This window comes from Aeromonas sp. sif2433 (genome assembly GCF_019218705.1).
Classification (GTDB): Bacteria; Pseudomonadota; Gammaproteobacteria; order Enterobacterales; family Aeromonadaceae; genus Aeromonas; species Aeromonas encheleia.
The window spans coordinates 406,274-418,619 of the sequence record NZ_JAHUXD010000001.1 but is presented as its reverse complement, the minus strand read 5'-3'; the positions used below and the strand labels follow the sequence as shown (position 1 = coordinate 418,619).

Here is a 12,346-nt window from a genome sequence, read left to right as displayed (position 1 = left end):
AATATTACCTACTTTTCGGTCTGTTCGAGCGTTGCCATACGGGCTTGCAATGCGGCAAGTTCTTGCTTGAGCGTGGAGATCTCATTCTCGTCTTTTTCCAGACGCTGATTGAAACCCCAACCCCGATCGGGGCGATAAATCGTGGCCCAGATCCAGAGGAAGGGCCAGAGCACATGCAGGGTAAACAGGCTAACCCAGCCCGCCACATGAATCGCATCCTGATGGGGATGATTGCGGTGTTTGGCAATTTCATACGGGATATCGTGAATAACGATTACACCGTAGAACATGACCAGAACGACAAACACCAATATCCCGAGGGCAACGTAGGTAAGTATGTAATCAGGTATCATTAATGTCTCCAATCGAGGCTGCAAGGTCACACACTGACTTGCACCCATAGTTTCTGGTGCATGATGACAGCATATTACGTCAGCGCAAGACTGCAATCAGAGTGTTGACATTCCGGTACAGCCTCGGTTCATTGGCTGGTCATAAACCGCGCACGATGAATTTCTTTCTGTAAAATCAAAGGGGAGAAGGGATTCGGATGTCACAGCTCAAGGAGATGAGTTAGCGATGAAAAGACCATGCTGGATGAGTCTGTTATGGGGAGGGCTGCTGCTGGTCAGCCTGTTGTCGGCAAGGATCGGCTGGGCGGCAGAGCCCAGGATGGCGCCCACCGAGCAGGAGCGGTCACAGACCCTGATCCTGCTCCATGAGCCCATCGTCATGTTGCAGACCAAGTATGGCAGCCTGGATGGGGCGGCCAGGGTGCGGCTGGTCCATGAGCGGCTCCAGGCCATGGCGCCCGGCGACTTGAACTCGCCCGTCACCCTGGCCAAGGGGACTCGGGTCGGCCAGGATAGCCGGGAGTTCATGGTGAACGGCAAGCGCATTCTGGTGCTGCTGGCCGGCGATCTGGACGAATTCGATGAGTTGACGCTGGATCAGGCGGCCGAGCGGGTCCGGCTGCGCCTGGATGAGGTCCGCATCAAGTATCTTGAGCTGCATTCAGCCCCCTATCTGCTCAAGGCCGTCGGCAAGACCCTGCTGGCCAGTGCCCTCTTCTTTGGCCTGGTCTGGCTGCTGCAAAAGGGGCTGCGGCTGGTCAAGAAGTGGCTCGCCAACCGCCTGCTGTTGCAGAGGGGGTTGATCCCCCATCAGTGGCGCCAGGTGGCGGGCAATGTCGAGGCTCGCCTGCTGAGTCTGCTGACGCTGCTGCTGATCTTCGCGCTCACCTATGGCTGGCTCACCTATGTGCTGGGGCTCTTTCCGCAAACGCGGGCCTGGAGCGAGCGGCTGGGAGACTCCCTGTTCACCCTGTGCGGCGACATGCTGGAGGGTATGATCGCGGCCATGCCGGGGCTGGTAACGGTGCTGCTGATCATCGTCATCACCCGCTTCTTCATCCGGATGCTGGCCATAGTGTTCGATCGCATCGAGCGCGGCCAGTTCCGGGTGCAGGGCCTGCACGCCGAGACTATAGGCGCCACCCGGCGGCTGCTCTCGGTGGTGATCTGGCTGTTCGCCCTGACGGTGGCCTATCCCTACCTGCCCGGCGCCAACTCCGACGCCTTCAAGGGGATCAGCGTCTTCTTCGGGCTGATGGTGACCCTGGGCTCGGCCGGGATCATGAACCATGCCATGAGCGGCTTGGTGCTCATCTACTCCCGCGCCCTGCGGCCCGGTGATCTGGTGCAGATCGGCGAGGTGGAGGGGATGGTGACCGAGCTCAACGCCCTCTCGACCAAGCTGGTGACGCGTCAGGATCACGAGGTAACCCTGCCCAATGCCGTGGTGGTCGGCGGCAGGGTGACCAATCTCACGCGGCTGGCGGGGGACAAGGGGGTCGCCCTGCTGACCAAGGTGACCATCGGCTACGACACCCCCTGGCGCCAGGTGCACGCCATGCTGGAGCTGGCGGCGCGGCGCTGCCAGCAGCTCAATCAGGCCGAACCACCGCTGGTGCGCCAGCTCAACCTGCAGGACTGGTATGTGGAGTACGAGCTGCAGGTGCGCATGAAGAACGGCTTGTTGCCCGCGGTGGCCAAGACGGAGCTGCATGGCCACATCCAGGATGTGTTCAATGAGTTCGGGGTGCAGATCATGTCCCCCAACTTCATCGCCCAGCCGGAGCAGGCGGTGCTGGTGGCCAGAGAGCACTGGTATCAGGCCCCGGCCGAGGCCCCCGCAGAGGCGCGTCCGGCGGCCAGACAGGGGTGAATGCAGAGGGAAAACGAGAAGGCCCGGCAGCGATGCCGGGCCTTCTTATTTGGGTGCGATACGCGGGTTAGTTCTCCTTCACCGCACTCAGCCGGGATGGCCTGAACCTGATCAGGAAGGCCAGGGTGATGACGGCGGTACACACCAGGCCGATGATGGTGGAGATGTCCATCGCCAGACCAAAGCCGATGGGCGCGTTGGCCAGATAGGTAAACACCACGGCGGTCATGAACATGGCGGGGATGGTGCAGACCCAGTGCAGCTTGCCTTCCTTGATGAGGTAGGCGGCGGCGGCCCACAGCATGATGACGGCGGTGGTCTGGTTGGCCCAGCCGAAGTAGCGCCAGATCACCCCGAACTCCGCCTTGGAGATGATGAAGCCGAGGATGAACATGGGGACGGCGATCAGCAGTCGCTTGGCCATGGGCTTCTGGGTCAGCTTCAGGAAGTCCGCCACTATGAGGCGGGCACTGCGAAACGCGGTGTCACCTGAGGTGATGGGCAGGATCACCACGCCGAGGATGGCCAGGATGCCGCCGACCGTGCCGAGCAGGCTGGTGGAGACTTCGTGCACCACGGCCGCCGGGCCGCCGCTCGCCAGGGTGGCGTTGAGCGCTTCGGTGCTGTCGTAGAAGGAGAGACCCAGGGTGCACCAGATGAGGGCGATGATCCCTTCACCTATCATGGCGCCGTAGAAGATGAAGCGACCGGACTTCTCGTTCTGCATGCAGCGCGCCATCAGCGGGGACTGGGTGGCATGGAAGCCGGAGACGGCGCCACAGGCGATGGTGATAAACAGCAGCGGCCACAGCGGCAGCTCGGTCGGGTGCAGGTTGGAGAAGTCCATCCCGGTGTTGTAGAAGCCTTTGCCGGAGACGATGAGGCCGATGATGAGACCGACCGACATAAACACCAGCAGGGCGCCGAAGATGGGGTAGAAGCGACCGATGATCTTGTCGATGGGGACTATGGTGGCGAGGATGTAGTAGGCAAAGATCGCCACTATCCAGTAGACCAGATCGGTGGAGGTGAGGTTCGCCAGCAGGCCCGCCGGGCTCAGCACGAACACCACGCCCACCAGCATCAGCAGCACCACGGCAAACAGGTTCATGAAGTGCTTGGCGGTGGTGCCCAGGTGCTCACCGACCACTGTCGGTACCGAGGCACCCTTGGCGCGCACCGACAGCATGCCGGAGAAGTAGTCGTGTACCGCGCCGGCGAAGATGCAGCCAAAGACGATCCAGAGCATGGCGACCGGGCCGTACAGGGCACCCAGGATGGGGCCGAAGATGGGGCCGACCCCGGCGATGTTGAGCAGTTGAACCAGGTAGACCTTCTTGTCCGACATGGGCACATAGTCCACGCCGTCGGCCATGGTGATGGCGGGGGTGGCGAGCTCGGGTTGCGGGCCAAATATCCGCTCGATGAACTTGCCATAGAAGAAATAGCCAGCCACTAGCAGGCCGACGCAGAGGAAGAACCAGATCATTGTTACGCTCCAGCATTGTTATTTTATGGTGTGCGCGGTCAGTCTAAGTGGGCTCTTCTGTTAACGGCAGGTAAAGGTGGTGAGCGGCGACATGGCGACCCGAGCGGTTGCCGACTGTGAGCCGGCGCACACTCAGGTCATCTCACTCCAGGCCTAACTCATCCTTCAGCTCCTTGAGGTAGCGGCGGCTGACCGGCACCCTGGCCCCGCTTTGGGTGACGATCTGGGCCAGCTGATTCTCCAGCAACTGGATCTCGAAGATAGCGTGTGGGGCCACCAGATATTGGCGGTGGCAGCGCAGCAGCGGGGTCTTCTCCTCCAGCGACTTGAGCGTGAGTTGGGTGTGAAACAGCTCCCCCTGGCAGGCGACGTGCACCCCGCCGAGATCCGAGAAGACGTACTCCACCTGCTCTATGGGCAGCAGCCGCACCCGGTTGTGCAGGTAGCCGGGAATGTGGCGAATGGCGGGCGCCAGCGAGGTGATGGACTGCGGGGTGAGATCCTGCTTGAGGCGCGCCAGCGTCTTGGCCAGCCGGATGGGCTCGACCGGCTTGAGCAGGTAGTCGAAGGCGTTTTCCTCGAAGGCCTGGATGGCATAGTCATCAAACGCCGTGACGAACACGATGCGGGGCAGGGGATCGAGCATGGCTACCAGCTCCATGCCGCTGAGCTTGGGCATCTGGATGTCGAGAAACACCACGTCCGGCTTGAGTCGCTGGATGAGCGGCAGCGCCTCAAGGGCGTTGGCGGCCGCGCCGAGGATCTCGATATCGGGGTCAGTGCCGAGCAGCTCGGCCAACTCTTCGCGGGCATAGGGCTCGTCATCGACGATCAGGATGCGGATCATGTTATCTCCTTGGAAGGGGGCCGGGGCGCCTTGGGGATGCTGAAGGAGACCCGGGTCCATTGCTCCGGCTCGCACTGGACGCTGAGGCCGAAGCGATCGCCGAAGGCACTCTTGAGGCGGCGGTCCACTATGTTCATGCCGAGCCCGTCCCCCGTCAGATCTCCCTGCCAGGCACCGGCGTTGTCCTCGACGCAGAGCCTGACCTGCTCGGGGGTCTCCTCCGCGTAGAGGCGGATGCGGCCATGCTCCAGCAGGGTGGAGATGCCGTGCTTGATGGCATTCTCGATGAGGGGCTGCAGGGTGAAGCTCGGCAACTGCAGCTGGCCCAGCCGCGGCGGGATCTCGTTTTGCACTGTCAATCGCTCACCAAAGCGGGCCTGCTCGATCTCCAGGTAGGATTGGCAGTGCTCCTGCTCCTCCTGCAGGGTGGCCATGTCGCTCTGGCGCTTGAGGTTCTTGCGAAAGAAGCGGGACAGATGCAGCAGCAGCTGGCGTGCCCGCTCGGGGTCGCGCCGGGTGATGGCGCTGATGGTGTTGAGGGTGTTGAACAGGAAGTGGGGGTTGATCTGGGCCTGGATGAGTTTGAGCTCGGACTGCACCAGCAACCGCTGTTGCTGCTCCAGCCGGCCGCTCAGCAGCTGCTGGGACAACAGGTTGGCGATCCCTTCCCCCAGGGTGTGGTTGATCTTGAGGAACAATCGCTTCTTGGGCTCGTAGAGCTTGATGGTGCCTATCACCCCCTTGTCCCCTTGCAGCGGGATCACCAGCACCGAGCCGAGCTGGCACTGGGGGGAGATGCTGCAGCGATAGGGCTGGCGGTTGCCGTCGGCGAACAGCACCTTGTTCCGGGCTATGGCCTGCAGGGTGATGGCCGAGGTGATGGGGGTGCCCGGCTTGTGGTGATCCTCGCCGGTGCCGATGAAGGCCAGGATCTTGTCAGTGTCCGTGATGGCGACGGCGCCGACCCCGGTCTCTTCCTGCACGATGCGGGCGATTTTGTTGCTCGCCTCGACGGTGAAGCCCTGGGTCATGATGCCGACGGTGCGGTTGGCGATGGTGAGCGCCTTGGCGGAGAAGACCCGGGAGAACTTCTCGTACATCCGTTGCTGGTCGCGGATCATGCTGATGAAGAGCGCCGCCCCGCAGGAGTTGGCCAGGATCATGGGGGTGGCGATGGTGCGCACCAGCTGCAGGGCCTGCTCAAAGGGCGTGGCGACCAGCAGTATGATGACCATCTGCAAGATCTCGGCGTAGAGGGTGGTGAAGAAGGCGATCCGGGGTTTGAACAGGGCATCCACCCGGTTGGTCCGCATCAGTCGCCAGTGCACCAGGCCACCCAGCAAGCCCTCGCAGGTGGTGGAGATGGCGCAGGCGAGATCGGTAAATCCGCCGAGGGTATAGCGGTGCAGGCCACCGGTCAGTCCCACCAGAAAGCCCACCAGCGGACCCCCCAGCAGCCCGCCCAGCACGGCACCGACGGCGCGGGTGTTGGCGATGGCGTCATCTATGTCCAGCCCGACATAGGTGCCGAGGATGCAGAAGCAGGAAAAAATAACGTATATCAAGACTTTGTGGGGGAGTCTGACCGAGTAGTTGGCCAGGGGGCGCAGCAGCGGACTCTTGGAAAAGAGGTAGGCGATGACCAGGCTGACGCTCATCTGCTGCAGCAGGGAGAGGACTAACTGCATAAAAAACGTTCCTTTAAAACCATGCCGCGCAGTGGCCCCGGCGCGGCGTTTTGTGATCCGGATCCTGTTCCGTCTCGGGCAATGGGTGTATCGCGGCGAGCAGTTTGCCAGAATGCTGGAGTAAAACCATATAAAATCAGCATGTTAAATTGATATTTGTGTAATCGATACAGGCTTGGTATTGCTGAAGAGAGCATGAATGTATCCGCTGGATACGCTACACGGAGGTAGCATGCTCCGCCCAGCCTTCTGGCTGGGCGTTTTTTATTCAGGTTCAATAGCGGACCATTTTGAGGGGGATTGGGCAATTATTCAGGTTTGTCCAATGAGTTATCCCCAGCTTCTGGGGATAACTCAGAAGGCGAAATAGTAACAGAAGCGCCGGGTCAGGTTGAAAAACAGCCGTTGCCCCTCGTCCAGCTCCTCCTGCCTGATGCAGGCGGTGATGGCTCTCCCGTCCTCCCGCAGATCGATCATCGGTACCCCTTCCGGGCGCTGCGCCTTGCAGTAGGGCAGCACCTTGGGTCTGAGCGGCATGCTGGGCTCGGTGGAGAGCACCAGTGCCACCAAGCCGTCGTCGAGGCGAACCAGGGAGCCGGGTGGATAGACCCCCAGCACCTTGATCAGCAATTTGACCAGATCCTGATCGAACTTCTTCTGGGACTGCTTGTAGAGCTGGGCTATGGCCTGACTCGGCGCCGCCGGGGTGGCGCTGCTGCGCGGGTGCAGCAGCTCATCGTAGTAATCCACCAGGCCGATGAGGCGGGCGAGGGGAGGGATCTCTGCCCCCTTGCTGCCGAGCGGGAAGCCGCTGCCGTCGAGTCGCTCGTGGTGCAGATGGGCGACCTGGCGGATCCTGGGCTCAAATGCCTGCAGATGGTTGAGCATCTCCAGCCCGTACTGGGGGTGCATGTTGAGAAAATTCAGCTCGGCGCGGCTGAGCTCCCCCCGCTTCTGGGTGATCTGGCTCGGGATCCTGAGCTCGCCAATGTCGTGGACTAGCCCGGCCAGCCCCACCTCTTCCATCTCGACGGGGCTCATGCCCAGCTCGCGGGCCATCAGCATGGCGATGAAGGCCACGCTCAGGCTGTGCTGCAGCAGGATATCCGTGTGCTGGCTGCGGATCAGGTGCAAGCCCAGCGGCCCCTCGTGGGCGGCCATGCGGGCGGCGGCATCGCGCACTATCTGCGCCGTGTGGGCCAGCCCCTCGTCCGGCTTGAGGTTGAGGGCGCCAAGCGCATCGCGCAGCTCGGACAGGGATTGGCCGAATGCCTTGTCGGCGGCGCGCAGGGAGCGGCGAAAGGCCTTCTCGTCGAACATGGCTGGTTCGGGGAGGAAGGGCTCGTCGAGGGGAAGGGGCTGAGTGATCACGGGGATCGCATCACCGTGCAAGAGGGGCTCGACCGGGAGATCACTTCGCGTGGGATCCACCATCAGCAGGGTGAGTTCGAGGTGGCGGATGATGTCGAGCTGCTGCTGATCGCGGATCTTGAAGGCATTGAACATGAAAGGGTGACTGGTCCATCCCGTGGGGAGATGGATGTAGTGGCCGATTCTTAACTGCTCGATGGAGGCTTGGATCAGCGCCATTGGCTAGCTCTTGTTTCGTGTTTGCCTACCAACAAGCTAGCAAAATTAAACAGATAGACAAATAAAAAAGCCCGCGCAGGTGCGCGGGCTCTCTATCACAAGGCCAGTTATCAGGCCTTGGATTTTTTCTTGCTTTCAACCTTGGTCTCTACCTTGGCTTCCACCTTGGTCGCTACCTGAGCTTCCTCGGTGAAGGGACGGCCGTAGTAGGTGTCCATCAGAATGGCTTTCAGCTCGGTGATCAGCGGGTAGCGCGGGTTGGCACCGGTGCACTGGTCATCGAAGGCTTCCAGGGCCAGCTGGTCAACCTTGGCCAGGAAGTCGGCTTCGTTCACACCGGCTTCACGGATGGAGGCCGGGATGCCCAGGGTCGCTTTCAGCTCGTCCAGCCAGGCCAGCAGCTTCTCGATCTTGGCAGCGGTACGGTCACTGGCCGCAGTCAGACCCAGGTGGTCGGCGATTTCGGCGTAACGACGACGAGCCTGCGGACGATCGTACTGGGAGAACGCGGTCTGCTTGGTCGGGTTGTCGTTCGCGTTGTAGCGGATGACGTTGCTGATCAGCAGGGCGTTAGCCAAGCCGTGCGGAATGTGGAATTCAGCACCCAGCTTGTGCGCCATGGAGTGACAGACACCCAGGAAGGCGTTGGCGAATGCGATACCGGCGATGGTCGCAGCATTGTGCACCTTCTCGCGAGCAACCGGATCGTTGGCACCGTTCTGGTAGCTGGACGGCAGATACTCTTTCAGCAGCTTCAGCGCTTGCAGTGCCTGGCCATCGGAGTATTCGTTAGCCAGTACGGAAACGTAGGCTTCCATGGCGTGAGTGACCGCATCCACACCACCGAAGGCGCACAGGGACTTGGGCATGTTCATGACCAGGTTGGCATCGACGATGGCCATGTTCGGGGTCAGCTCGTAGTCGGCCAGCGGGTACTTCATGCCGGTGGCGTCGTCGGTGACTACCGCAAACGGGGTGACTTCAGAGCCGGTACCGGAAGTGGTGGTGATACAGACCAGTTCGGCCTTCACGCCCATTTTCGGGAACTTGTAGATACGCTTGCGGATATCCATGAAGCGCATGGCCAGATCTTCGAACGCGGTGTCCGGGTGCTCGTACATGACCCACATGATCTTGGCCGCATCCATCGGTGAGCCACCACCCAGCGCCAGGATAACGTCCGGCTTGAAGGAGTTGGCCATCTCGGCGCCCTTGCGGACGATGGACAGGGTCGGGTCGGCTTCTACTTCGTAGAATACTTCCACTTCCATGTTCAGCTTCTTGAGCAGACGAACCACGTCGTCGGCATAGCCGTTGTTGAACAGGAAGCGGTCGGTGACCACCATTGCACGCTTCTTGCCTTCCAGATCACCGAGGGCGATCGGCAGGGAGCCACGACGGAAATAGATGGATTTCGGAAGTTTGTGCCACAGCATATTTTCTGCCCGTTTTGCGACTGTCTTCTTGTTGATCAGGTGCTTGGGACCGACGTTCTCGGAGATGGAGTTACCACTCCAGGAGCCGCAACCCAGGGTCAGGGAAGGAGCAAGAGCGAAGTTGTACAGGTCACCGATACCGCCCTGGGTGGAGGGGGTGTTGATCAGGATACGGGCGGTCTTCATCTTGTCGCCGAAGTATCTGATGCGGTCGGCGTTGCGATCCTGGTCGGTGTACAGGCCGGAGGTGTGGCCGATACCACCGATGTTGACCATGTCACAGGCCATATCAACAGCGTCTTCGAAGTTTTTGGCACGGAACATACCCAGCGTCGGGGAGAGCTTCTCGTGAGCGAACTCATCTTCAGCGCAGAGTTCCAGACCTTCACCGATCAGGATCTTGGTGGTGGCAGGCACAGTCACGCCAGCCATTGCCGCGATCTTGGTGGCCGGCTGGCCCACGATGTCGGCGTTCAGCGCGCCGTTAATCAGCAGCACCTTACGTACCTTGTCAGCTTCATCTTTGGACAGGATGTAGCCATCGTGGCTGGAGAAACGCTCTTTCACCTGGTTGTAGATGGAGTCAACCACGATGACCGCTTGCTCGGACGCACAGACCACACCGTTGTCGAAGGTCTTGGACATCAGGATGGAGGCGACGGCACGCTTCACATCGGCGGTTTCGTCGATGACGATCGGCACGTTACCCGCACCTACACCGATAGCAGGCTTGCCTGAGGAGTAAGCGGCTTTCACCATGCCCGGGCCACCGGTGGCCAGGATCAGGTTGATGTCGTTGTGCTTCATCAGCGCGTTGGACAGCTCAACAGAGGGTTGATCGATCCAGCCGATGATGTCTTTCGGTGCACCGGCGGAGATGGCTGCATCCAGTACCAGCTTGGCAGCGGTATTGGTGGAGTTCTTGGCGCGGGGGTGCGGGGAGAAGATGATGGCGTTACGAGTCTTCAGGGAGATAAGGGCTTTGAAGATCGCGGTAGCGGTCGGGTTGGTGGTCGGAACGATACCGCAGATGATACCTACCGGCTCGGCGATGATCATGGTGCCCATCTCGTCATCCTGGCTCAGGATGCCGCAGGTCTTCTCGTCTTTGTAAGCGTTATAGATGTATTCGGAGGCGAAGTGGTTCTTGATAACCTTGTCTTCGATGATACCCATACCGGACTCTGCCACGGCCATTTGGGCCAAGGGGATACGGGCGTTGCTGGCGGCCAGGGCGGCGGCACGGAAAACCTTGTCTACCTGCTCTTGCGAGAAGCTGGCGAATTCACGCTGTGCTTCTTTGACGCGGGCAACCAGTGCATCCAGTTCAGCCAAATTGGTTACTGCCATGTTTATCTCCTGATGATTTGAAAACTGTTTAGTAAGACCTTGGCAATGCCCGGCAATTATAGCCTTCCTGTCAAGGATAGAATCACCACAACGGGGTATTTACATGCCTTACTAAATTGCTTTCTGAGTCGATTATAGAGCGGGGTCGCTGCAGAAAAACTTGATCTGGATCATATGTAACAAAAGAACAAAAGAAATTTTGTTTCATATATGTAGATCGGTTGAGGCGATCTGCAAGCAGGGCGGGGTCTGGCGGCGATAATCCCTGCATTAATTAAGGGATATGTTTAATTTTTCAAATGGTTAGTGAAGATGCGCCAAGGGATCTCGAGCGCCTTCGGCCCGAGTGGGTCAGGGGCGCGCTGGATTCGAAGGCGATCATCTCGCGGTAGCCCCTTACCTTGTTACCGTTGTTTGCGGCAAAAAAGCGTGTTTTTTTCATCCATCAGTACACCCAAAGGGCCGCTTGCTGGCCCTCGGCGGTCACAGCAGAAGATGCCGGCACGGGTTGACATGCGATAGTGTGATTTCCGTTCGACCCTGATCCTGACTCTGGGCCAAAATGTTAGGACAGAGATCGTCGATAATCAGTTGGCAACGCGAGTCGGAGAGCCGCCGCGCCAAGGGGCTGCGCATCCGGTTTCATTGCAACTTGGCTCCATATCAATCAATGAAAATGTCTCTTTTTGCGATGCAAAATATCGTGACAAGACAAGGTGGTCAGATAAAGCGCTAATGAATTTTGCCAAAATGTTAATTTCACCAGGCTGGCATTAACAACTCGATATGTTGAATTATGTCGATTCATTAGAGGAACTAACTGAAAAGCCACGGAAAGGGTGAGATTATTTGATTGGTGAAGGTCATGAGCATGGTGTAAATTTACGCACAGTTTTTGTTGGGATGGCCCATGTGGCCCCGTTTGATTCTGGATGGCGCCTATGGCAGCAATTGACGTCTCTTTGTATCTGAAATTTTTCGTTGGTCTGTTTGCGATCATCAACCCGCTTGGGTTGTTGCCGGTCTTTGTCAGCCTGACGGGCCACATGCAGCCGGAAGAGCGGATGAAGACCAATACCACGGCCCATATTGCGGTGGTGGTGATCCTGATGGTCTCCATGTGCATGGGGCAGCTGATCCTGGATAGTTTCGGCATCTCATTGGCGTCATTTCGCATCGCCGGTGGTTCGCTGATCACTCTAATCGCCTGGTCCATGCTGCAAGGCAAGCTGGGCGAGGTGAAGCATAACAAGCAGGAGAAGGGCGAACTGGCCGCGCGGGAATCCATCGCCGTGGTGCCGCTGGCGCTGCCGCTGATGGCGGGGCCCGGGGCTATCTCCTCTTCTATTGTCTATGCCAGCCAGAAAACCTGGCCCCAATTGCTGGGCATGTTCGTGGTGGCCATGGCCTTTGCGTACTGCTCCTGGCTCATCTTCCGTGCCGCCCCCTTGTTGTTCAAACTGATGGGGAACACCGGCATCAACGTGGTGACCCGGATCATGGGGCTCATCATGATGTCTCTTGGCATCGAGATCATGGTGGCTGGCGTCAAGGGCGTCTTCCCCGGATTGATGTGATTCAGGTCTGTTTTGTCGGAGCCGGTCCCAGTGACCGGCTTTTTATTGTTTCTTTTTTGTTAGCCATTTCCTAGAATCGGGCGGGGCTGTATATAAAAGCACCAAACCAGCCTGTTTAAATGCTAGGGAATGGCTTAAAAGCT

At 59.3% G+C, this 12,346-nt stretch carries 8 protein-coding genes; 2 read left to right on the top strand and 6 right to left on the bottom strand.

The annotated features are described in order from the left end of the window. Nucleotides 1–8: 8 nt before the first annotated feature. Nucleotides 9–353 carry a DUF3302 domain-containing protein gene (locus tag KW825_RS01745; protein ID WP_126623294.1) on the bottom strand — a complete coding sequence of 115 codons (345 nt, stop codon included), beginning with the start codon at nucleotides 351–353 and terminating at the stop codon, nucleotides 9–11. A 244-nt stretch (nucleotides 354–597) separates the two neighbouring features. On the opposite strand from KW825_RS01745, the gene KW825_RS01740 reads away from it, so the two are divergent. Continuing rightward, on the top strand, nucleotides 598–2,226 hold the full coding sequence (locus KW825_RS01740; protein ID WP_218328008.1) for a mechanosensitive ion channel family protein: 1,629 nt from the start codon (nucleotides 598–600) through the stop codon (nucleotides 2,224–2,226). Nucleotides 2,227–2,293: 67 nt separating this feature from the next. On the opposite strand, the gene KW825_RS01735 is transcribed toward KW825_RS01740, so the two are convergent. From KW825_RS01735 to adhE, 5 genes are all read right to left on the bottom strand, one after another. Next, a complete protein-coding gene (locus KW825_RS01735; RefSeq protein ID WP_042654524.1) occupies nucleotides 2,294–3,715 on the bottom strand; it encodes a carbon starvation protein A in 1,422 nt (473 codons plus the stop codon). 142 nt (nucleotides 3,716–3,857) lie between these two features. Continuing rightward, nucleotides 3,858–4,562: a two-component system response regulator BtsR gene (gene btsR, locus KW825_RS01730; RefSeq protein WP_218328007.1), complete on the bottom strand. Its 705-nt coding sequence runs from the start codon at nucleotides 4,560–4,562 to the stop codon at nucleotides 3,858–3,860. Beyond that, the gene (locus KW825_RS01725; RefSeq protein ID WP_218328006.1) at nucleotides 4,559–6,250 is read right to left on the bottom strand and encodes a sensor histidine kinase; all 1,692 of its coding nucleotides are present in this window, start codon (nucleotides 6,248–6,250) and stop codon (nucleotides 4,559–4,561) included. Before KW825_RS01725 ends, btsR begins: the two co-directional genes overlap by 4 nt. Before the next feature lie 354 nt (nucleotides 6,251–6,604). Then, complete coding sequence (locus KW825_RS01720; protein WP_218328005.1) at nucleotides 6,605–7,840, bottom strand: HD-GYP domain-containing protein; 1,236 nt, start codon at nucleotides 7,838–7,840, stop codon at nucleotides 6,605–6,607. A 110-nt stretch (nucleotides 7,841–7,950) separates the two neighbouring features. Further along, nucleotides 7,951–10,626 carry a bifunctional acetaldehyde-CoA/alcohol dehydrogenase gene (gene adhE, locus KW825_RS01715; protein ID WP_042654528.1) on the bottom strand — a complete coding sequence of 892 codons (2,676 nt, stop codon included), beginning with the start codon at nucleotides 10,624–10,626 and terminating at the stop codon, nucleotides 7,951–7,953. Between the two features lie 941 nt (nucleotides 10,627–11,567). Here adhE and KW825_RS01710 point away from each other — a divergent pair. Then, nucleotides 11,568–12,203 carry a YchE family NAAT transporter gene (locus KW825_RS01710; protein ID WP_042654529.1) on the top strand — a complete coding sequence of 212 codons (636 nt, stop codon included), beginning with the start codon at nucleotides 11,568–11,570 and terminating at the stop codon, nucleotides 12,201–12,203. Nucleotides 12,204–12,346 lie beyond the last annotated feature (143 nt).

Excerpts from the sequence above, each read along its gene's own strand:
- KW825_RS01745 (WP_126623294.1), bottom strand. The coding sequence starts at position 353 with ATGATACCTGATTACATACTTACCTACGTTGCCCTCGGGATATTGGTG.
- KW825_RS01740 (WP_218328008.1), top strand. The coding sequence starts at position 598 with ATGAGTCTGTTATGGGGAGGGCTGCTGCTGGTCAGCCTGTTGTCGGCA.
- KW825_RS01735 (WP_042654524.1), bottom strand. The coding sequence starts at position 3,715 with ATGATCTGGTTCTTCCTCTGCGTCGGCCTGCTAGTGGCTGGCTATTTC.
- btsR (WP_218328007.1), bottom strand. The coding sequence starts at position 4,562 with ATGATCCGCATCCTGATCGTCGATGACGAGCCCTATGCCCGCGAAGAG.
- KW825_RS01725 (WP_218328006.1), bottom strand. The coding sequence starts at position 6,250 with ATGCAGTTAGTCCTCTCCCTGCTGCAGCAGATGAGCGTCAGCCTGGTC.
- KW825_RS01720 (WP_218328005.1), bottom strand. The coding sequence starts at position 7,840 with ATGGCGCTGATCCAAGCCTCCATCGAGCAGTTAAGAATCGGCCACTAC.
- adhE (WP_042654528.1), bottom strand. The coding sequence starts at position 10,626 with ATGGCAGTAACCAATTTGGCTGAACTGGATGCACTGGTTGCCCGCGTC.
- KW825_RS01710 (WP_042654529.1), top strand. The coding sequence starts at position 11,568 with ATGGCAGCAATTGACGTCTCTTTGTATCTGAAATTTTTCGTTGGTCTG.